This window comes from Acetobacter sp. (assembly GCF_047723915.1).
Lineage (GTDB): Bacteria > Pseudomonadota > Alphaproteobacteria > Acetobacterales > Acetobacteraceae > Acetobacter.
The window spans coordinates 1-22,210 of the sequence record NZ_JBDOBQ010000004.1; the positions used below are offsets into that span (position 1 = coordinate 1).

Sequence of the window (22,210 nt, forward strand, 5' to 3'; positions counted from 1 at the left end):
TTTCAGCGCCTCGGTGAAGCAGCTTCTATACCCACCAACACCAAACCGTCAACACGCTAAAATTCATTAAATTCATTTTTTTTCGCCTTCGAAAAAAAACAGCCTACTCTTCTGCCGCTCACGACGTCAGCAACACGCCTTCGGACACGCCTTGCCGCAAGACTTGACGCGGTTCCCCGGAATACGATCTTACTCGAAGACGGGCAGAGCAGAAGCAACGCCCCGCATCTGAAGTTTATGGAACACCGTTTGACCAGCCGTGGTCTCACGTCGCGATAGATTTAAGGATGTCATTCCGCCAATGCGCATTCCATCCCTGCACATCGCCAGTAGGCACCACAGAGGCTACCCCCGGCCAAGGGTTATGGACGCAGTAGGCGGGCATCATACATATGTGGCCCTGACATATTCCTGGCGAACGCATGAGAGGCTCGTGCGTTTATGGGCTTCATATACCAAGGAATCGACGACACGCTTCGTTGCTCCATTGGCTCTTGAGCTGCTGCGCTATCGAAGCGCATGTGATGAACGGCCTGTTTTGGGCCCGTTGTCGCAATCCGCCTTTAACAAAAATTATTTCTCGACGTTTCAGCTCACTCCGGCGCCCGGCCCGAGACGGTTTGGTCCGTATCAACAGCCCCTGCCCCCGAAGCACACGTTACTGCGCCCTCCCCTCTTCGAGAATGGTGGTGGCGAGACCGTCCGATCTGGCCTGAATTTTGAAGACAGCCTTATTTTCAGCCACCTCTCCAGGCCACGTGATCTGCGGCGACACTCTGCCCCGACCCGGATCAGGAACGTCGTTCCTACGGCAAATGCCGGAGCGTCGATCAGGGTTCGGCCCTGTTCTTTTTCGAACGCAAATACTGCCAAATCGACGTATCGGGAGCCCCCTCAGTCCTTGCGATCAGCCCCGGAACATGGGCTTGTTGACCTGCCTGCCTATGGCCTCAACCGGGGTCTCCCGACGCATGACGCTTTCATAAATCCGCAAAAAGACTATATACGCGGCAGGTTCGACCTGACAGGAGGCGAACCTGCCGCGCCACGGGGCGCCGACGCGATTGTTGATTTTCTTCGAATGGCCAGTTGATGAACATAATGAACTCTGTCCCTGCACCCACCCTGGAAGAGACGCTTCAGCCGGTTTCGACCGCGTCTGGGCAACCGCGCCGTTACGGAAATTTTGCGACATTCTCCGATGCGCTCGATTATGCGGCGCAAGGCGATGCAGGCATCAACATCTATTCCGGCAAGGGCGTGCTGCTTGAGGCGTTGCCTTACCGCGTTCTGCGGGATCAGGCCGTGGAAACTGGCCGGCGCCTGATTGGCATGGGCCTGCAACCCGGCGACCGCGTGGCTATTATCGCCGAGAGCGATGGCGACTTCGCACGGATTTTCTTTGGCTGCCAGTATGCCGGCCTCATCGCGGCCCCCCTGCCCCTGCCCGTAGCCTTTGGCGGCAAAGAGGCCTATCTGGCCACGTTGCGCGGCATGATCAAAAGCTCCCAGTCCAGCGCGGTGGTCATTCCCGGCATTATCGAAGGGTGGACCGACGAGATCGTGGCCGGGCTGGGACTTGTATTCGCCGGCTCCCCCGCAGACCTGATGGCCCGCCCTGTGCCGGATGTCGCGCTGCCCGCAGTCAAGCCGGATGCCCTGTCCTACCTCCAGTTCTCCTCGGGCAGCACGCGCTTTCCCATGGGGGTTTGCGTCAGCCATCGTTCGGGCATGGCCAATGTTTCCGCCATTGCACGCGACGGCTTGCAGGTGCGTGAAACCGGAGACCGTTGCGTGTCCTGGCTGCCGCTTTACCACGACATGGGGCTGGTCGGTTTTTTCCTGACCCCCATGACATGCCAGTTGACGGTGGACCTTCTGCCTACCCGCGAATTCGCACGGCGCCCGCATGTATGGCTCGACCTGATAAACCGCAATCGTGGGACGATCGCCTACAGCCCTTCGTTCGGGTATGAACTCTGCGCCCGCCGCCCGGCCTCGGCCGATCTGGATCTGTCCTGCTGGCGTGTCGCGGGGATTGGGGGCGACATGATCCGCGCGCATATTCTTCAGGAATTTGCTGATCGTTATGCCCCTGTCGGTTTCGACCCCAGAGCATTTGTCGCGAGCTACGGCATGGCCGAAGCGACGCTGGCCATCAGCTTCGTGCCTTTGAATAGCGGTATCCAGACCGATACGGTCGACCTGCCCTATCTTGAAAGCAATGCCGTGGCCCGGCCACCCGCCACGCCAGAAACCCCCAGCCGCACGTTCGTCGTATGCGGCAAGGTACTGCCCGACCATGAACTGGAAGTGCGTGACGCTGGTGGGCGTGTACTGGGCGACCGGCAGGTCGGCACGATCTATGCGCGCGGTCCAAGCCTGATGACGGGCTACTTCCGCATGGAAGACGAAACGAACAAGGTTCTCGACAACGACCTCTGGCTGAACACCGGCGACCTTGGATATATGCTTGACGGCCAGATTGTCGTGACAGGTCGCGCCAAGGATCTGATTATCATCAACGGTCGCAACATCTGGCCCCAGGATCTGGAATGGTCAGCCGAAACGCACATACCCACGCTGCGTAGTCGCGATGTCGCTGTTTTTTCTCTGGAAAAAGGCGATCATGAGGAAATTGTGGCCCTGATCCAGTGCCGCACCTCCGACCCGTCGGCCAGGGAAGCTCTCTGCTCCGATGCTGCCAGTCTGTTCCGCCGCCTGCATGGGGTGGACGTGTCCGTCGTGCTGGTGCCGCCGCATGCCCTGCCCCAGACATCATCCGGCAAATTGACACGCGCCAAAGCCCGCAACATGTATCTGAGCGGCGCTTTCATGCAGCAACCCCAGGTCGCCTGAGCGTTCCGATATTTCTATGCGCCCATGAGAGAAAGACTGGTCAAACCGGCTTTTTTCTCTCATAAGGCGCCACTACGGGCTAAAGCTCGGTTATGAGCCTTACAGAATTAAAAGGATCTTACATGAGCGAAACCGTTGAAAGCGTTTCCGCGCTGATCATCCAGAAGCTGCTTGCCAACCCGAAGGTGCCCCGCGACATCGACGGCAACTGCAAGATCATGGAAGACCTTGCCTTCGACTCTCTGGCGGTGATGAACTTTGTCATGGAGGTGGAAGACAGCCTCGATGTTTCAGTCCCGCTCGACAAACTGGCCGATATTCGCTCGATCAACGATCTGGCTGCCTGCATTGTCGATCTGAAGAACAAAGGGTAAACGGGGAATGACGTCACTGTTTGCCAAATATCAGGGTCTTGCAAGCGCGCTGGGCGCGGTTGTTGCTGCTGGCGGACGTAACCCCTTTGCTGTCGTTATCGAAAAGCCCGTCTCATCGACGGTCGGCATCATAGAAGGCCGACGCACCCTGCTGTTCGGCACCAACAACTATCTGGGGTTGAGCCAGTCCCGACGCGCCATAAAGGCCGCACAGGACGCGGCCGAGGCCTGTGGCGTCGGCACGACCGGTTCGCGCATTGCCAACGGAACACAGTCCCTTCATCGCCAGTTGGAACACAAGATCGCAGCGTTCTTCAAACGACGCGACGCCATTGTCTTTTCCACAGGCTACCAAGCCAATCTGGGCATGATCTCGGCCCTGGCGGGCAAGGACGACTACCTGCTTCTGGACGCGGACAGTCATGCCAGTATCTATGACGGCAGCCGCCTGAGCAGCGCACAAGTCATTCGTTTCCGCCATAACGACCCGGATGACCTGTACAAGCGCATCAAACGGCTTGATGCCCCGGACAGCGCCAAGCTTGTCGTGGTTGAAGGCATTTATTCCATGACCGGCAATGTCGCCCCGGTGAAGGAGTTTGCCGCCGTCAAAAAAGAAACCGGTGCGTACCTGCTTGTGGACGAAGCCCATTCCTTCGGCGTACTGGGGGAACACGGGCGCGGCGCGGCCGAGGCCGACGGGGTTGAGGCCGATGTGGATTTTGTGGTTGGCACATTCTCCAAAAGCCTTGGCACAGTAGGCGGCTACTGTGTGTCCGACCACCCTGAACTCGAACTCGTCCGGCTGAACTGCCGTCCCTACATGTTCACCGCCTCCCTCCCGCCTGAAATCATTGCGGCAACTGCGGCGGCCCTCGAAGACATGCAGGAACACCCGGAACTGCGCCTGCGCCTGATGGACAATGCAGCCAGGCTGCATGCGGGCTTCGTGCGGATCGGGCTGAATGCCAGCAAACAGGTCAGCCCGGTTATTGCCGTGACTCTGGAAACTGTGGAGGAAGCCATTCCCATGTGGAACCGGCTTCTGGAACTTGGGGTTTACGTCAATCTCAGCCTGCCCCCGGCCACACCAGATTCCCGCCCGCTGCTTCGCTGCTCGGTCATGGCGACACATACACCCGAGCAGATTGACGACGCGATTGAGATTTTCCGGCAGGCTGCGGCTGAAACCGGAGTTTCCATCGTTCAGGCGCCCGTTACCGCGTCCTAACGCCGCGTAAATGCTCCGCGCCGCCAGAGTGACCAGAACACGGGCGGCGCGGCCAGCAGCGGATGTTTTTCGACAAACGGCGTTATAGGAATTTCGATGCCGCTATGGCGGCGCAGCTTCCATGCCACATAACGTGCAGCCCCCGTAAACGTATAGGCCGCCTTGACAAGCCGCATGATGTTCAGCGGTCGGCCCAAACCTGCACGGACCGCCCACTGCCGCGCCGCGCGCTGCCTGCGCGCCACAGGCAGGCCCGGGCTGATGACGGTCCCGTTCCAGACAGGAGACAGACCCGCCATAATCCAGCAGGGTTCAAGAGCCTGTTCGTACCAGTCCGGGCAGGCGTCAACCAGGCTTTTGGGGCGTTTACCGCTTTCCACACGCAGTTCAGCCCCATAGGTCCGACTGTAGAGTGCATCCCAGAACACACGGGCTGGTGCGGATTCAGGGCCAAGCATGGCAGCCCAGCGCGCGGCTGTAACCAGAGCGCGCATAATGCAGCATTGGAGCGCATGAGCGGCCCCGCTGTCGCGCACCCATACCAGGCGGGAAGGCTGGGAAAAGCGTGCCCATATAGTGGTATCCAGTGTCGCAAAGCCCGTCAGGGCGCGAAACTGCTCAAGCGAGAGAATGGCAACCTTGGCGCGCATACGGCGCCCGGCCACGCTTTGTTCGTGATATTCCACATTGGGGGGCAGGATGGCATTGCCCAGGCGTGCCAGAAACGGGCGCGGCCAGTCCGACTGGCGTTCGACAATAATGTAGAAATCAAGCAGCGTGTCATCATCAATGCCGCCCCGCAGACCTGAACCATAGAACAGCACACCCAGCGGCGTTGCTCCTTCGATAATCTGCGCGACAAAATCGGCAACCCCCGGCGGCAACGGCGCTGTCAATTCCCGTTCCGTCAGTGTGGCAAGCTGGCGTTGTGCCTCCATGCGGGAGATGCCTGGGGTATCGGGCACCGGGACACTCATGCCTGAAGAAACGACACAGGCGGCCCGGCGCTGATGGTGATACGGCCATCGACCCCGGGGGACAGTACCTCTCCATCCAGCACGAAAGGCTGACCGGTCTGCAGCACCAGCGTATCGGCACGGCCACTGGCATAGCTGTCGGAGCGCTTCAGCCATGCGGGCGCATGCCCGCGCAGCAAGTTCCAGGCAGCGGGAAACAGCCGTTTGGGCATGGCCGCGACGTCGAGATAGCTCACACCCTTCCCGGCCTGATCCGCTTCGGTCCAGAAAGGCCACGCACCATAGGGAAGGCGTTGCAGGCTGGTGCAGAGCAGCATGAAATGCTCCTTGCCGGGCATGTCCTGCCCATCGATCGCCAGGTCCGCTGTAACGCCGGCAAGCCAGCTCCGCCGCTGCGCGGGAGAAACCAGTTGGGCAAAACTCAGCACCAGTGTGACCAGAACGGCCATGTCATGCGACCAGTTATGCAGAACACCCGGCTGGTGCGCGATTTCTATACCCCGGGCAAAAGCCCCCATACCGCCGAAAAAGCCAAGAATATCCTCGCCTTCATACCCCATGCGCGACACAACCAGCGGCCTGCGACGACGGAGACCGACCGACGCCTGACCATTGGCCAGACGGTCCTGCAGAAGGCGTAAGGCCTCTGGCCCGCGCAGACCGAAACCCACATCCGCGGCGATCAGGTTCGTGTTGCCCGACGCCAGAACTGCCAGGGCAGGCCAGCTTTCATGCGGCCAGGACGAGGCGTAAAGCGCGCTCAGCACGCTGCCGACCGTCCCATCCCCCCCATCCACCACGATACAGGCTGGCGGGACGCGGGACAGGCTTTCTATGACCCGTCGCAATTCGGCATGTGATCGGGGGGCATGACACATGCCGGACGGCATGGCGCGCACAACCGCCTGATACTGCCGGTCGACCTTGAGATTCCGCCGACTGCGCGGGTTATAGATAAGGGCAAAATGTTCCGGCACTCAGTATCTCTTGCTAGCAAAATCACACGACCCAAGGGTTTTTGCTCTGCCCTGGTCATGGTGGTATACTGATAGTTAATATCATTGTCACATGCCGTATCCGCTCGGCAACCATGGTGGGAGTTCTCCTTGTCGTTGCCCTGTGTTCGGATCGCCCATTTTTCGGACCCGCACCTGCCCCTGGCAGCCCTTCCCACGTGGCGGGAACTGGGTTTTAAACGTATTCTGAGTCTGCTCTCATGGGGGACAAGGCGCCGCAGGCTGCACCGCTGGGCGCCGCTCGATGCGGTCATGCGCGATATTGCCCAGGCCCGGCCGGATCTGGCGGCCTTGACCGGAGACCTGACCAATCTCGGCCTGCTGGCGGAATTCCGGCAGGCCCGGCAGTGGCTGAACAGACAGACTTTGCCACCGACCCTGCTTGTCCCCGGCAATCATGAGGCTCTGGTGCGAGAAAACAGCGCCGCCAAGCAGGCATTATGGGCGCCGTGGCTGCATCCACACCCCCGGTACCCCTCTCTTTCCCTGCTTGAGCGGAACGGTGTAGCGCTGATCGGGGTCAACACCGCACGCCCATCCCTGCCGTTTATGGCAACGGGCAGCGTGGGAGAGGCACAAGCCGCACAACTGGCGGACTGCCTGCGCCAGACCCGCGCCGCAGGATTATGCCGCGTCGTTCTCCTGCATCACCCCCCGGTGGCGGGGCTTGTCAGCAAACGGAAAGGCCTGACCGACCTGAACGCTTTCCAGGCCGTTCTGTGCGAACAGGGGGCGGAACTGGTGCTGCATGGCCATTCCCACCGGGCGACATTCACCCGGCTTGCAGGTTCGGGAATTCATGTGCTGGGCACGACCTCGGCCTCCCACACGCCCGACACCCTGCAGACCGCCGCTGGCTGGAACCATATCACCATTACCGCGCAGGCGGATAAATGGGCCATAGCCATACAAAGACGCGCCCTGACCCCCACCGGGACCATGACAGACTGTGCAGAGCACCATGCCTTTACCGCGGATCGCTTTTTGCCGCTGACCGCGCTATAACCCGCCCCATGCCGAAAAAGCTTTTTCCGCACCGGTTAAGCAAGGCATTTGCTCCCGGCACACTCGACAGATACCTGCTGGCACAATTGCTGCCGCCGTTTTTGATCGCCCTGTCGGTGGTCATGATCGCGCTGCTGCTCGAACGCCTGCTGGTCCTGCTCAACCTGCTTGCGGCGGGCAACAGCCATCTGGGGGTCTTTCTCGAGCTTGTAGCGACGCTTATGCCGCACTATCTCGGCCTGGCCATTCCCGCGGCCTTATGCGTGTCGGTCTTTTCGGTCATCCGTCGCATGAGCCAGAATGAGGAAATCGATGCGGTCAACAGTATCGGCATTTCCCTTCCACGGATCATCCGCCCGTACATGCAACTTGGCGCGGCGCTGGGACTGATTTCATTCTTTTTATACGGCTTTCTGCAACCCCATGCCCGATACGAATTCCGGGCGGTATTCTATTTCGCCAGCCATACCGGCTGGACCCCACGATTGCAGTCACGCATGTTCGCCAGCCCGTCCTCCGACCTGACCATCACGGCCGATCGGGTGACACAGGGCGGATCCGAGCTGGACAATGTTTTTATCCGCGATCTGACCGATCACTACGAACGTGATATTACCGCCCGCCACGGACATATCCGCATGGCGCCGGATGGCGGTACGGTCCAGATCGACCTTGAACATGGCACCATTATCACTGACCGCCCGCAGGATGCGCCCTCGATCACCACGTTCGAGCATTCGACCCGCTTTCTGACCCATGCATCCGACATTTCCCCGTTCCGCCAACGGGGGGATGACGAACGTGAACTGACGTCCCCCGAGCTTGTGTCGCGCATCATCGCGCATAATCCCGCCATTTCGCGCCCCCATATGCGTTCGGAAGTGCATTTTCGTCTCGCCCGTAGTCTCACCGTCCCTTTCATTCCCATGCTGGCCGCAGCCCTTGCGATCGCGCGCAAACGCCAGCGCGGCAATATCGGCCTGCCTCTGGCGTTCCTCATCATGGTAGGGTTCGACCACATCCTGCAATTCGGCCACAGCCTTGTCGCAACGCAGAAAGCCTCCGTGCTGGCCATTTGGGCGCCGGCACTCATTTTCATCCTGATCTGTTCAACACTCCTGCTCTATCAGGCGGGTTCGCTTTCCACGATCCGCGCGCGCCTGCGCCGCCAGCCCACACCAAAGCCAGCCTGATGCAAGCGCCCCCTTCCCCACCGACATCCCCTGCGGACAGATTACCCCCCATGTCCCGCCACGTTTTGCTGCGCTATCTTTCGGGCACGTTGTTCATGCGTGTCCTGTTCTGCTGCGTGGTGCTGGTGGGTCTGCTGGAAATTCTGGCCCTGCTGGAACAGACAACCCCCATCCTGCAACGTCATCTGGGTGTGCGGGGTATTCTGTCCTATGCGGCCATGCGACTGCCTTTTCTGCTTGCAGGGGCACTCCCGCTCAGCCTCCTGATCGGCGCGCTGGTCATGCTGACGCAACTGACGCTCAGCAGTGAAGTCGCCATTCTGCGCGCCTGTGGCCTGTCCACATTCGGGATGTATGCGCGCCTTGTTCCCGCAACGCTGCTCATCGGGCTGCTCGGCGTTGTCATGGATGACCAGATCACCCCCAGATCGGAACAGGCTCTGGCCGCGTGGTGGAACAGGACAGACCCCCAGCCCGAGCAGGGGCGCCCTTTCTGGTTCCGCGACAATGGCCGGTTGCTTAGGGTGGGTTACGTCTCTGACGGTGGCAATATCCTTACGCGCGTAGACATATACACGCGCGGGCCAGATGGCCTGCTCACCCAGGCCCGCCACGCCCGGCAGGCGCATTATACCGGCACGCAGGGCTGGACATTGTACGATGTAAACGGCGTGGACGTTCAGGACTCCAAGGCCGCGCGCCCCGCCCCGCAGGCAGAATGCCCCTGGTCAACAGACCTGCGGCCGGCCGATTTCATTCGCCTGGCAGCAGATGCCCCACCTCTTTCCACAACAACCATCCTTGGCATGCTGCGTGGCCACCTGCCCGCCGATTCCACCCCCGCCTATTTACGGGCGGGACTGCTCGAACGCTTCCTGCGCCCGCTATCCCTGCTGGTATTGCTCTTGCTTGCCATGCCCGTGATCTATATCCCTCCCCGGACAGGCACACGCAGTTGGCTGCCAGTCTGGTGCCTGGGGGCCGGGCTGCTGTTCATTGTCGTTCAGGGGCTCTTGCGCGCCATGGGCAATGCCGAACTTTTGCCACCCGCAGTTGCGACAGTTCCTGGACTGATTATTTTCACGCTGGGTGGACTGAGCGTACTCATTAGGAGTGAAACACGATGAGTGGCACGTTAAACAACCCGTCGCTCAAGACTGGCCGCAGTTTTGACCTGGGTAAAATGAACCTTCGGCAGCTCTGGGTCGCATACCTGACCTATCCGACGATTCTCCTTTATTTTGCGCTCATACTCGCCAGTCTTGTCACGACCTGCCTACACTTTGCCGGGTGGGGGCCTACCCTGCTGGCGGCAGTGGCCGTGGTTCTGGTCTATCCTGTGGCGTGGTATCTGCTGCACCGCTACGTGCTGCACGGGCATGTGCTGTACAAAAACCGCTGGACCGCCAGCCTGTGGAAACGCATCCACTTCGACCACCATCAGGACCCGCATCTGCTGGACGTGCTGTTCGGAGCACCTGTTACGACACTGCCGACCATTATTCTTATCACGGGTCCGATCGGGTATCTGATCGGTGGCGTGGGTGCTGCTGCCGCCGCAATCGGCACCGGTATCACCATTACCTGTATCTATGAGTTTTTTCACTGCATCCAGCACCTGAACTACAAACCCCGTTCAGCCTGGATTCAGCGCATGAAAGCCCGCCACGTCCTGCACCACTTCCATGATGAAGACGGAAACTTCGGCATTACCAGTTTTGTGGTCGACCGTCTTTTCGGGTCCTACTACGCAGACGCCAAGGCCCGGCGGCGTAGCCCCACCGTGTTCAATCTGGGGTACGATATCAAGCAGGCGGCCCGCTACCCATGGGTGATGCAGCAGACAGGCTCCCCCCCGCGGGACAGGCCCGATGGCGCCCGCCCCGAAAGCAAACACGCCGCATGACCAGCCCCGCGCAGCCTGTAACAGCCCTGATCCTGGCTGGCAGCAGGCCCGGCAAGCCCGACCCGGTCGCGCTGGCGGGCAATGTTGCGCACAAGGCGCTGTTCCCCATCGGGGGCACCCCCATGCTGTCGCGTGTCATCACCGCACTGCAAGCAACACCCGCTATCGGGCAGATTGTCGTATGCACCAACACGCCCGACAGCCTTGCCGCTCTTTTGCCGCCCGATGTCGTCATGTTGCCCTCCAGCCCTGAAGGCCCGAGTGCAAGCGTTCTGGACGCTCTGGCGCAGTATGGCACGCCCCTGCTGGTCACCACAGCCGACAACGCGCTGCTGCAACCTGCCTGGATTGACGAATTTCTGAGCCTCATCCACCCCGACAGCGATCTGGCCGCCGCAGTCGCGACCGAGGAAACCGTACGGCGCGATGTTCCTAACACCCGGCGGACCTATATCCGCCTGGCCGACATGGCATTTTCGGGCTGCAACATGTTCCTGTTCAGAACTGCCGTGTCAGCAAAGATCGCCACCTTGTGGCGCGAGGTGGAAAAAAACCGCAAACACCCCCTGCGCATAGCCTGGACCCTTGGCCCCGTCATTCTGCTGCGAGCCCTCACAGGCCGCCTGACACGCAAAGCCCTGTACGCGCGCATCAATACCCTGACAGGCGCACGGGCTGAACTGGTCGCGTTATCTGACGGGCGTGCAGCTGTGGACGTGGACAAGCCCGCCGATATGATTCTGGCCGAAAAACTGGCCGCTGATTTGCCCCCTGTTCCATTCAAGCACGGTTGAGACAACAGGGAGCAACACACCCTGTCGCTCCGCGCCTGCATCCCTGAAAAGACGATCTACGGAATTTCTGTCGGAACGACGTAAAACAGGTGCTCCCAGCGCGGCAATATGCGGTCAGCGCCAAATTCGGCCGCACGTTGTAATGCCGCATGCGAATAAGCCTGCCTACGGACAGGGTCTGCAATCAGCGCCAGCAGGGCATCGGCAAGCCCCTGAATATCACCGGGCGTCACCAGCGTTCCAGACACACCATTGACAATCAGATCCTCCGGACCTGTCAGACAGGCAAAGGATACACAGGGCAACCCTGCCGAAATCGCTTCCTGCAGCACCATGGGCAATCCCTCGAACCGCGAGGAACAGCAATACAGAGCCGCCTTATCGAAACAGGCTGCAATATCGCAGCGCGCGGGCTCAAGCATCACGCGCGCACCCAGACCCGCGCCATCGATCTGGCGTATCAAGACGTCATGCTCCGGACCGTTCCCCACAATCCGCAGGTGCCATCCGTCAGCCAGAGGGGCTGCGCACACCTTCGCCCACGCCGCCAGCAACAGATCGAACCCTTTTTGCGGCACCAGGCGCCCCACCGCAAGAACCGTGCGCACAGCCGCATCCTCACGCGGGGCAGAGTGCGGCACAGGCGCAATATTGGGAATGCATGTCATCCTTGCGCGAGTAGGTGCGCCTGCCCGCCACAGCTCTATGTCACGCTCTGTCAATGTCACGATATCGCTGGCCTGACGCGCAACTACCTGACGGCCCCATCGCCGCTTGCGCTTACCCAGGTCGACGCTGAAATTGAAATGCTCCCAAAAAACGATGCGAACATCCAGCCCCAGCAAGGCGGGAACCGCGAACAGCGCAAGGCTGGAGCCAACCACAACCACAGTATCGAACCGGCCACGGCGCACGTGCCGACGAAACCGCAGCATAAGCCGCCATCCAGATAACGCCAGCGACACGGGCCGCTCGAACAGGGCCGCTCGACCGATCCGCTCATCCAGATGAAACGCCGGAACACCGCCACGCACCACCTCCAGAACCTCGAAATCGGCTCCATGGCCACGTTCAGCAAGACCGCTGAGCACACGACATACAGAACGCTCGGTCCCGGCACGCGCGACAATAGTATGAATCAGCAAACAGCAACGCATTGTGTGCTCTCTTTCACGGATTGCCTGTCATCGCACTCAAAAAAGGGCTGTCGATCCGGTGATCCATAATAACCAAGAAAACCCTGCAAGATCGTGTATCGTCGGCCAACAGCAGAAGACAATAATGACCCGGTTCGCACGAAACCATAATGAAGATATGCCCCCGCTCCGGCGTGACAGTCTGAGACAGGAATGGCTGGTATGGCCAAGAAACCGTTCCTGTTACATTCAGTCTTTCAGTTCAAAAATTTCCGTATCAGTTTTATGCCCGTGAAAAACAAATATCTTGCGATAAGATAAATCCAGTTTTTGATATAATATTTTTCGTATTTCCATATTTTCCCCTGACCATGCAGGACTTTTGCTTACGATATATCTCGGTCTTTTGAGGAATATTCTCTTTATCGCTTCACGAGGATCAAAGCCGGTCGCGTTGATCTCAACTTTTTCATTGAAATGACCGGGAAAAGGATGGTCCGTCACCCCACACCAGTGTGGTGTGTCATACAGTATCGGCGGCCCTTGATAAATAAACACGCAGCCTGCCGGATTTTTCATCGCATTTAGCATTGCACGATAGGTACGCAAGTTACCGTCCTGCAACTGATGGCGATACAGCCGGTTTTGACTTGCACAGACACCGACCAACACAAGGACTATGAGCCATATTCGTCCAGCATCATAACGCCACAACGGCGCTGACATGATGGCAAGCGGTGCATAGGCCGGAAGTGCATAATGATAATACCAGCCGCCCATGATAATGACACCGCCACATGCTGCAAAAACCCATATTGCAAGAAAAACGCCAGCACGATTGCGCGGAGCTAAAAGAATAAAGCGACTGGCAACACCCAAGCCGACAAGCAACGGTGCCGCGACCCTGAGCATTTTCATTTTCATTTGTGTCAAATCGCTGGGAGAGGGATGTCCCCGAAGAAAGATCGATACGATGTTAGCGAAAACCCATTGATGACCATATCCGATGACCTGATAAAAAACAGCGACAAGAACAGTGGGTAAAACAGCAGCACCGATCCAGCATGCGCAGTCTGCTGCAATTTGCAGAAATGTCCGTCCGTTTATATGGCTGCTCCAGATCAGGTATAGCCCCAAAGCCACCCCCTCAAACACCACCGTATATTTTATCTGAAGTGCAAGGCCAATCAGTGCCATGGCCTGGGTGCCAGTTGTGCGTAAAGACGTAGCGGGTTCCTTGGGCAGAACGATACGAAACAGTATAAGGGCCATCGCCCCTGTTACGGGAAGAGTATAAAAAACGGGGCTTTGCCCGCCTTCTCCACCAGAAAGATCCAGCCAAACAATATAAAGCATGGCGCTGACCATCGCCCCCGCACGCGGTGCAATGGTCAGCGCCATGCGAAAAAGGAGCCAGGCTGTACCCCATACGGACAGCACGGCACCCAACTGATAAGCAAGAACACGATACGTGCCAAAAAGATGAAAAAAAGCATATAACAGGAATAAACCGACAGGTTTCCTGTCCCAGAACTGTATGTAAGGCAAATCACCCTCAAGAACCTGCCCGCCACCAAACAGATAGAATTGCTCATCAATATGAACAAGCGGATTCCCGAATGTCTGCGCACGATTGATCACGCTCCAGACCAGCAGCAGGAGCGGCACAGCAGACTGAGAATATTTCCTGAAAAAATGAGAGTAAAATGCGGTCACGTTTTGCAGGGATGTTTTGGTGACAATGAAAGACATAAGATTCTCTGAATGACCAAGACCGGTGGCAATGCTTGCGCCATCTCGACTATCATATTTTACCGGCCACGACACATTTCAATAATTTTACACTTTAATACATATGAATACTTGACTGGATAATCGCTAAGGCTTTTACTTTTTGTGCCTGCGGAACGCCATCTGGATCAATAAAAGCCGCTCGCCTCTGAACACAAGACATGCTTACGCGTAAAGCCCTCAACCTTCGTCGATGAACTGCGCAGAAAGCTCGTAATTGCCTGAGCAGCTCTCTGGGAAGATGGTCTGTTGTCATCCACGCCGAATGTCTCCTTGCAGGCGTGCTCCTGAAGGTGAGCGAAACGGGTAGGATCGGCCATGGCTCTTTCCAGCGCCGCGGGCAGTTCGGCTATGCTGTCTATGACATCGCCCAGCAGCCAATGTGCATAATTGGGATTACCCCGCCAGGCTGCGTGGTGCGAGTTCAGGAAAATACAGGGTCGTGGGCGGTATATCCATTCATACACCTGGCTGCTTACATCGCCCAGATAGATATCGGCCGCCCGCGTGTAGGACATGTCGGTCGAGAGCGGGCTGCCCGTGTCGATCCGGATATGCGGCAGGCCAAAAAAACGCTGCGGTATCTTCCTGCGGAACCAGAGGCGACGGTGTTCGAGCGAGGCGTGCAGGCGGCGCTGGAACAACATGACATGTGGCGCGAAAATCAGATTGAACCGGTCCTGCTGCGCAAAATAATCGAGCACCTGCTCACCCATCGTACGCCAGGAGGACAACAGGGGGTCGAAATGTGGATTGTACAGGACTGTCGGCCGGTCGTTGTCGAAAATGCGGGGCACGTGATCGAGATCGACCGTATCGAACTTGGGGTAGCCGACAATTTTGCAGTTCTCTGCCGTAACCAGTCCGCTGCGCAGCATTCTGTCACGCACCTTGTTGCCCGACAGCAGAACAAAATCGAACAGGCGCGTCACCCCGCGAAACCCGATGGACCTGTCACCCGCGCCATGCGGCAGGTAGATCAGTTTAAGGCCGTTCAGGCCATAGCGGCTTTTGAGCAGTGTGGAGGTCGTTTCAGGAACAACCAGCGCATCGAACCCGGCAAACAGCGATAAATTCTGCCGCAATATACCCAGGCGCCGGAACGGAATGACACCCCCCGTCAGACTGTTGGCGATATTGGCCAGCCGGGAAGTCGTCAGTTGCACGAACCGCACGGGCAAGCCTGCGGGAACAAGGGCCCGCACCCTGCGCTCCTGCTCCGGACTGGAACATAGAATGGAGACATCGACCCCCTCCGCCGCCAGTTCAGCAGCGATCGGCGCCGTATGCGCGATCTGGTGCAACATATCATGGTTGAAAAGAAAGCCGATTTTCATGCGCGCAAAAAATCCTGGATGGCACAGGCCCCGCGCAATGCGGCCCCTGGCGTCGTATCCCCCAGTGACCGGGCGGCCATGTCCTCCTGTCGCGCACGATACAGCCCGTGCCGTGCCGGTGCGGCCTGGATCGCCGCAGTCAGGTCACGCGGGTCATCGATGACATCGCCCAGATGCCAGTGAGCAAAATCCGGGTTGTCTCGCCAGTCGATGTTGTGGGCGTTCAGAAACACACAGGGCCTTGGCTTTACAAGAAATTCGTACACCTGGCTGCTGACGTCCCCCACATAAATGTCAGAAGCCATCGTATATGTCATGTCGACGCATGCGTCCGATCCAGGATCGATCCGAATTGTGGCATTACTGCGTCCAAGCCAGCGATCCCGCACCGATTGCGCACGCCGACGGAACATTTTTGTATGGGGCGCCACAATAAGGTTGAACGCATCCTGGCTGGAAAACTGTTCGAGCATGGGCTCGATAAAGCGCGACCATGAGGACAGGCCCCGTGCCTTGTGGGCATTATACAGGACCGTAGGGCGCTTTTGCGCAAAAAGAGGCTGACCGGCATGCCGCAGCGTTGCGCAGGTTTCCAGTTTTACCGCACCGATGACCGAATGATTGTCCGCGCGTATCAGACCTTCATCCAGCATTCTTCGGGCTGATTTCTCGCCCGGCAGCAGAACATGGTCGAAAGCCCGAACCTCCCTTGTAAAACCGCGTGCGCGGTCGCCACACCCGTGCGGAAGGTAGATCAGGCGCGGATGCGAAATTCCAAGCCGCCGTGCCGACGCCACCGTGTCCTCCACCGTCACGATCGCATCGTAACGGTTGAGTTCCCGCGCGTTGTCACGCATGACAAGGTCCTTGAACATGCCCAGCAGCCGGATCGACTGCATGGCAGCGGTCGGCAGCGAGCGGCGCAGCGCATGATAGTCGGTTTCAGGCGCCCCGAAAGCGTTGCGAACGCGTTCGAGGTGATGGGGCGTTTCGGGGTCGTTGTAAAAACTTGTTACATTTATTGTATCGCACTTCGCCAATTCCAAAGCGATTGCGGCCGAATGGTAGCACTGGTAAGATTCAGCAATGTATAGAAATGCAACATTCATCGTGGATACCCGTATAATTTTATTGTGTCTGACGGGCAAGTCTTGGTGACAGCCGTGCCGCGTGAGGACGGATTGCTCAGACGGACCCTGCTGAACCTGGGCTGGCTTCTGGCTGGCAAGGGAGTTGGTGCGGTTCTGAGCCTGATCTATCTGGGGCTGGCCGTGCGGACATTGAAAAGCCACGGCTTCGGTCAGTTCACCCTTGTTTTCGGCACCGCCCAGGCCATTGCCGCGGTTGTCAGCTTTCAGACCTGGCAGATCATCATCCGCTATGGGGTCAACCATGTTGCAACCCACAACAAAGGCGCGCTGGCCCGGCTGGCGGGCTTCTGCATCGGGCTGGATGTCGGCGGGGCAGTGGCGGGGTGTTTTGTCGCCTGGGGTGGGGTCACGCTGCTGGCGCCGTTGCTGGGCTGGCCGGATGGGCTGTCGCATGCTGCACTGGCCTTCTGCTTTGTCATGCTGCTGTCCGTACGGTCCACCGCCGTAGGGCTGCTGCGCCTGCATGACCGCTTTGGCGTAGGAGCCATGGCCGACGCGGTCACCCCCATTGCACGGTTTATCGGGGCTCTTGCCGCAGTCATGTGGGATCGCACCGTAACGGGCTTTCTGCTCGCATGGGCGGTCGCAGACATCATTACCGCGATTGCATACTGGACCTGCACTGTCCGGGTCATGCCGCGCGCACTCCCTTGGGCCGAACTGCGACAGGGCTGGCGCGCACCATTGGAAAATCCCGGTATCTGGCGTTTTGCGTGGCTGACCAACCTGAACTCGATCATTGGCACCGGGTGCAACAACATGGTGGTGATTGTGGTGGGCATTGCCACAGGGGCCGCCGATGCCGGGCATTACCGCCTGGCCTACCAGCTCAGCCAGGCTCTGGTACGTGTCTCGGAAATGTTTTCGCGCGCGGTCCTCCCTGAACTGGCACGTGCACATGCCAGTCAGGCGCTGGACAGTATCCGCATGCTGCTGCGCAAATCCACCGGACTGGCTATTGGGGCAACCCTCGTGCTGGCGCTGGCGCTGGCCGCGTTTGGCCGGCCTGTTCTGCAACTGGTGGCCGGGCATGCCTCCCTGGTGGCGTTCCCGCTCCTTGTCGCTCTTGGCATTGCCGCGTCGCTGGATCTGATCGGCGTCAGCTTCGAACCCGCACTGATTGCGACAGGCCATGCGGGACAGGCGCTGAAAGTGCGCGTCGCGCGGACATGCGTGCTGTTTGCCGCCCTGGCCCTGCTTATACCGCATGCTGGCATAAAAGGGGCCGCGTGGAGCATGCTGATCTCATCCGCCGTGGGTCTGGCATTGTCCGGCATGACCGTGTGGCGTGCCGTCGCCACCAGCAAACATGCGGCTATCCCGCCATCGGGTGCCGCGTCGTCCCCCACCGATCCGGCCTGACGGCAACGCCACAAGCAGGCATCGAGGGGATGGAATATCCCCTCCGCTCTGCAAGACAGCCTCGCGCAGTCAGGGGATCTATCGCGGCACAGCGCCGGGCAGAAGCGCATCGAGCATCGCTGGCACCTCGGCCATGCTCTGTGCCAGCGCCACCGGGCAAGACAGGTCCTGTGCAGGTGCCGCCCCTCCATACCCCCAGGCGGCAAACACAAACGAACACCCGGCCCCCTGCGCCGCCAGCCAGTCGGGGGGCATGTCACCAACCATGACACTGCGCGCTGCCTGCCCACCCGCCTGGGCAATCGTACCCAGGAGATGAGCAGGATCAGGCTTGCGCGCCGTAAAACTGTCACCACCCCCCACGGCGGAAAACAGCGCCGCCACCCCCAACGCATCCAGTATGGCGCGCGCCGCGCGTTCGGGCTTGTTGGTGCAGACCGCAAGCCCCCACCCCTGGGCACGCAAAATATGCAGGGCCTCCTCCGTGCCGGGAAAAAGACGCGACAGCCGGGCCGCACGCGGCGTGTAACACGCCATGAAACGTTCTGCGGCGTCAGTCGATTCGGGCAATGGAGCCACAGGCGCGCCGGGCTGGCCCGCAAGTTTGCGCGCCACCAGCGCCAAGGCGCGTGTCACAAGCACCTGCACGCCCTGACCGATCATGCCCCGCACCTCGGCGTCCGAAACAGGGGGGAGCCCATACGACACCAGCATTTCCCGGCAGCTTTCCGCCAGATCGGGCAGGGAATCCAGCAAGGTGCCATCCATGTCGAAAACAGCGAGCCTGCGGGCTGTCATATCGTGCCTGCCTCCATGAAAAGGATTGGAAATTTTATGATATGACATGCCAGCCAATGCCCCGCGAGACGTTTGACACCTGCCTGTGGTTGGCTTACCGCATCTGACATGACGTCACTTCCCTCTTCGCGTCCGGCAACAGCGGTTCTTCTGGCCGCGGGGCTGGGCACCCGCATGAAATCCTCCCGCCCCAAAGCCATGCAGACACTGGCTGGCCAGCCCATGCTGGCGCACCTGATCGCCAGTGCGGCGGAGGTGTTCGACCGGCTTGTGATTGTCGTGGGGCCCGACATGGAGGATGTCTCCGCACTGGCAGCCCCCTTCCCTGTCGTTGTCCAGCACGAACGCCTTGGCACCGCCCATGCCGCCCTGCAGGCCGAACCCTGGTTTGGCGACGGCGATGTGGCCGTGCTCTATGCCGACAACCCGCTGATTTCGGCCCAGACCCTGTCCGCGCTGCTGGCCGAGCGGCGCAAGCCCGGCGTGGGGCTCGCCCTTCTGGCCATGCGTCCGGCCGACCCGGCCCGTTACGGCCGCGTCATGACCCAGGGTGAAGACGTGACCCATATTGTCGAATGGGCCGACGCAACACCGGACGAGCGCGCGACCGATCTGTGCAACGCGGGCGTTCTGTGTGCCGGTGCGGCTGATTTCCGCGCATGGCTGCACCGTGTGGGGAATGACAACGCCAAGGCTGAATTCTACCTGACGGATGTTGTCAGCCTGGCCGTGGCCGACGGTGCGCGCGTGCGTGCGGTCGAAGCCGCCGAAGACGAACTGCGCGGCGTGAACTCCCGTGCCGAACTGGCACAGGCCGAACAGTGCCTGCAGGAACGCCTGCGCCAGAGAGCCATGGACAACGGCGTAACGCTCGTTGCCCCGCAAACGGTCTTTTTCAGCGCGGATACGGTTCTCGCCGCTGACGTGCTGGTTGAACCCAACGTGGTGTTCGGCCCCGGTGTCGTGGTGCATGAAAACGTGGTGATCCGCGCCTTCAGCCACCTTGAAGGATGCGAGGTGCATGCAGGCGCCGTCATTGGGCCCTATGCCCGCCTGCGCCCCGAAACCAGTATTGGCGCGGGAGCGCGTATCGGCAATTTTGTCGAGGTCAAGAGTGCAACCCTGGGTGAAGGCACCAAGGTCAACCACCTGACCTACCTGGGCAATGCCCGGATCGGGGCGCATACCAATATCGGTGCCGGCACCATTCTGTGCAATTACGACGGCGTGTTCAAACACACGACGACAATCGGCAACAATGTGTTCGTGGGGTCTGACTCGGTGCTGGTCGCGCCCGTCAATGTTGGCGATAACGCCCTTGTGGCGGCAGGCAGCATCATCACCACCGATGTCCCGCCCGAGGCCCTGGCCCTGGGCCGGGCACGACAGGTCAACAAGCCAGAACTCGGCAAACGCTTCATGGATGCCCGCAGGGCAGAAAAGGAAAACGGCTGATGTGCGGAATCTGCGGCGCAGTCGGGCTGCGACACGCAACCCCTATCGTGTTCGAGGGCCTGCGTCGGCTCGAATATCGTGGTTACGATTCCGCTGGCATTGCGACACTGGTCGACGGCCACGTGGAACGCCGCCGTGCCGCGGGCAAGCTGGATAATCTGTCGGACCTGCTGTCGCACAACCCGCTGGCAGGCACCACGGGCATAGGCCATACACGCTGGGCGACACATGGCGCGCCCACCACCGGCAATGCCCATCCGCATGGCACCAGCCGCGTTTCCATCGTGCATAACGGCATTATCGAAAACTTTGAAACCCTGCGCCGTGAACTTGAAGGCGCGGGACAGGTTTTCGAAACCGAAACCGACAGTGAAACCATAGCCCAGCTTGTCGACTACCACCTGCAACAGGGCCTTTCCCCCAAAGATGCCGCCCTGCGTACCCTGCGCCGCCTGGAAGGCGCTTATGCGGTGGCCATGATTTTTGCCGGGCATGAAGGGCTGATGATCGGCGCATGCCATAATGCCCCCCTTGCCGTGGGTTTTGGCGATCAGGAAATGTTCCTGGGCTCGGACTCGCTTGCTCTGGCTCCCCTGACACGGCGCATCGCCTATATGGAAAACGGGGACTGCGTGATCCTGACACCGCAGGGTGCGGACTTCATGACCTTTGATGGCACACCGGTCGAACGCAGGGTGCAGGTCACAGCACTGACGGCGGGAGCCATCGGCAAGGATGGGTATCGCCATTACATGGAAAAGGAACTGCACGAACACCCGCTGGTGATCGGGCAGACCCTGCAACGCATGGTAGACCCGGCAACCCGCAGGGTCAGCCTGCCCGAGCTGCCATTCGACCTGGCCAGCGTGCCGCGCGCGGTCATAACAGCCTGCGGGTCGGCCTTTTATGCGGGAATGGTGGGGCGTTACTGGCTGGAAGAACTGGCGCGCCTGCCGGTCGATATCGATGTCGCCAGCGAAATGCGCTATCGCGACCCGCCGCTGACACCGGAATCGCTCGGTCTGCTGATCTCCCAGTCGGGGGAAACGGCGGATACTCTGGCCGCCCTGCGGAGCCTGCGCGAAAAATCCGTCCATATCCTTTCGGTCCTGAATGTCGAACACAGCACCATGGCGCGTGAGAGCGACACCGTGCTGGGAACCGTCGCCGGCCCTGAAATTTCAGTCGCGTCCACCAAGGCCTTTACGGCGCAGCTGACCGTTCTGGCCTGCCTGAGCATTGCCACGGCACGCGCACGCGGCAGGCTGGACAGCCTGCGTGAGGAGGAACTGGTGGGAGCCCTGCTGGACCTGCCCAGCCGCGCTGCCGACGTGTTCAAGCAGGGCGACGCCATACGGGCCATGGCCCGCGTGGTGGCTGAAGCGCGCGACGTACTGTATCTGGGTCGGGGCAGCCTGTTCCCCGTGGCGATGGAAGGAGCCCTTAAACTCAAGGAAATTTCCTACATCCACGCCGAAGCCTATGCCGCGGGGGAAATGAAGCACGGGCCGATCTCCCTGATCGACCGCAGCGTGCCGATTGTCGCCACCGCACCCTCCACCCCGCTGTTCGACAAGACCCTGTCGAACCTGCAGGAAGCCAAGGCACGCGGCGGCAGGCTGCTGGTCTTTACGGATACGCGCGGGGCCGAACGTGTCGGGGCCATTGCCGAACACATGGTGGTGCTGCCCAGCGTGCATGACTTCGTGGCTCCCATTCTCCAGACCATTCCAGTCCAGATCCTGGCTTACGAGGTCGCGGTGCTGAAAGGCACCGACGTCGATCAGCCGCGCAATCTGGCCAAGTCGGTCACCGTCGAATAAGC

General features: G+C 59.8%; 18 protein-coding genes. 11 read left to right on the plus strand and 7 right to left on the minus strand.

Features of this window, described 5'->3' with window-relative positions; genetic code table 11:
* Positions 1-1,092 precede the first annotated feature (1,092 nt).
* From ABF990_RS03825 to spt, 3 genes are all read left to right on the plus strand, one after another.
* Complete coding sequence (locus ABF990_RS03825) at positions 1,093-2,859, plus strand: fatty acyl-AMP ligase (protein ID WP_415490335.1); 1,767 nt, start codon at positions 1,093-1,095, stop codon at positions 2,857-2,859.
* A 122-nt stretch (positions 2,860-2,981) separates the two neighbouring features.
* The gene (locus tag ABF990_RS03830) at positions 2,982-3,233 is read left to right on the plus strand and encodes an acyl carrier protein (RefSeq protein ID WP_207846473.1); all 252 of its coding nucleotides are present in this window, start codon (positions 2,982-2,984) and stop codon (positions 3,231-3,233) included.
* 7 nt (positions 3,234-3,240) lie between these two features.
* Entirely contained in the window at positions 3,241-4,464 is a 1,224-nt protein-coding gene (gene spt / locus ABF990_RS03835) for a serine palmitoyltransferase (protein ID WP_415490334.1), read from the plus strand.
* Here spt and ABF990_RS03840 read toward each other — a convergent pair.
* Positions 4,461-5,402, minus strand: coding sequence for a hypothetical protein (locus ABF990_RS03840; protein WP_415490333.1), 942 nt, complete (start codon positions 5,400-5,402; stop codon positions 4,461-4,463). The two genes, spt and ABF990_RS03840, sit on opposite strands and share 4 nt — an antisense overlap.
* A gap of 35 nt (positions 5,403-5,437) precedes the next feature.
* Positions 5,438-6,418 (minus strand): diacylglycerol/lipid kinase family protein, encoded by a 981-nt coding sequence (locus ABF990_RS03845; RefSeq protein WP_415499951.1) that lies wholly within the window; start codon positions 6,416-6,418, stop codon positions 5,438-5,440.
* A 129-nt stretch (positions 6,419-6,547) separates the two neighbouring features.
* Here ABF990_RS03845 and ABF990_RS03850 point away from each other — a divergent pair, with 129 nt between their 5' ends.
* From ABF990_RS03850 to ABF990_RS03870, 5 genes are read left to right on the plus strand one after another with little or no spacing between them, the layout of a single operon-like run.
* Positions 6,548-7,462 (plus strand): metallophosphoesterase family protein, encoded by a 915-nt coding sequence (locus tag ABF990_RS03850; RefSeq protein WP_415499952.1) that lies wholly within the window; start codon positions 6,548-6,550, stop codon positions 7,460-7,462.
* 8 nt (positions 7,463-7,470) lie between these two features.
* Complete coding sequence (locus tag ABF990_RS03855; protein WP_415499953.1) at positions 7,471-8,655, plus strand: LptF/LptG family permease; 1,185 nt, start codon at positions 7,471-7,473, stop codon at positions 8,653-8,655.
* A 50-nt stretch (positions 8,656-8,705) separates the two neighbouring features.
* The gene (locus tag ABF990_RS03860) at positions 8,706-9,782 is read left to right on the plus strand and encodes an LptF/LptG family permease (RefSeq protein WP_415499954.1); all 1,077 of its coding nucleotides are present in this window, start codon (positions 8,706-8,708) and stop codon (positions 9,780-9,782) included.
* Complete coding sequence (locus tag ABF990_RS03865) at positions 9,779-10,561, plus strand: sterol desaturase family protein (RefSeq protein ID WP_415490328.1); 783 nt, start codon at positions 9,779-9,781, stop codon at positions 10,559-10,561. Before ABF990_RS03860 ends, ABF990_RS03865 begins: the two co-directional genes overlap by 4 nt.
* Positions 10,558-11,355 (plus strand): nucleotidyltransferase family protein, encoded by a 798-nt coding sequence (locus ABF990_RS03870; protein ID WP_415499955.1) that lies wholly within the window; start codon positions 10,558-10,560, stop codon positions 11,353-11,355. The genes ABF990_RS03865 and ABF990_RS03870 overlap by 4 nt, the downstream gene beginning before the upstream one ends.
* Before the next feature lie 56 nt (positions 11,356-11,411).
* Here ABF990_RS03870 and ABF990_RS03875 read toward each other — a convergent pair whose 3' ends face one another.
* The 4 genes from ABF990_RS03875 to ABF990_RS03890 form a co-directional block, all read right to left on the minus strand.
* The gene (locus tag ABF990_RS03875; protein WP_415499956.1) at positions 11,412-12,512 is read right to left on the minus strand and encodes a glycosyltransferase; all 1,101 of its coding nucleotides are present in this window, start codon (positions 12,510-12,512) and stop codon (positions 11,412-11,414) included.
* Positions 12,513-12,740: 228 nt separating this feature from the next.
* The gene (locus ABF990_RS03880) at positions 12,741-14,243 is read right to left on the minus strand and encodes a hypothetical protein (protein ID WP_415490325.1); all 1,503 of its coding nucleotides are present in this window, start codon (positions 14,241-14,243) and stop codon (positions 12,741-12,743) included.
* A gap of 167 nt (positions 14,244-14,410) precedes the next feature.
* Positions 14,411-15,619 carry a hypothetical protein gene (locus ABF990_RS03885; protein ID WP_415490324.1) on the minus strand — a complete coding sequence of 403 codons (1,209 nt, stop codon included), beginning with the start codon at positions 15,617-15,619 and terminating at the stop codon, positions 14,411-14,413.
* Positions 15,616-16,659, minus strand: a complete 1,044-nt coding sequence (locus ABF990_RS03890; RefSeq protein WP_415490323.1) for a hypothetical protein — start codon at positions 16,657-16,659, stop codon at positions 15,616-15,618. Before ABF990_RS03890 ends, ABF990_RS03885 begins: the two co-directional genes overlap by 4 nt.
* 114 nt (positions 16,660-16,773) lie before the next feature.
* Between ABF990_RS03890 and ABF990_RS03895 the strand changes: the two genes are divergently transcribed.
* The gene (locus ABF990_RS03895) at positions 16,774-18,132 is read left to right on the plus strand and encodes a lipopolysaccharide biosynthesis protein (protein ID WP_415499957.1); all 1,359 of its coding nucleotides are present in this window, start codon (positions 16,774-16,776) and stop codon (positions 18,130-18,132) included.
* 78 nt (positions 18,133-18,210) lie between these two features.
* Here ABF990_RS03895 and gph read toward each other — a convergent pair whose 3' ends face one another.
* Positions 18,211-18,930, minus strand: coding sequence for a phosphoglycolate phosphatase (gph, locus tag ABF990_RS03900; protein WP_415499958.1), 720 nt, complete (start codon positions 18,928-18,930; stop codon positions 18,211-18,213).
* 108 nt (positions 18,931-19,038) lie between these two features.
* On the opposite strand from gph, the gene glmU reads away from it, so the two are divergent.
* Positions 19,039-20,385, plus strand: coding sequence for a bifunctional UDP-N-acetylglucosamine diphosphorylase/glucosamine-1-phosphate N-acetyltransferase GlmU (glmU, locus tag ABF990_RS03905; RefSeq protein WP_415499959.1), 1,347 nt, complete (start codon positions 19,039-19,041; stop codon positions 20,383-20,385).
* Positions 20,385-22,208, plus strand: a complete 1,824-nt coding sequence (glmS, locus tag ABF990_RS03910; RefSeq protein ID WP_415499960.1) for a glutamine--fructose-6-phosphate transaminase (isomerizing) — start codon at positions 20,385-20,387, stop codon at positions 22,206-22,208. Before glmU ends, glmS begins: the two co-directional genes overlap by 1 nt.
* Positions 22,209-22,210 lie beyond the last annotated feature (2 nt).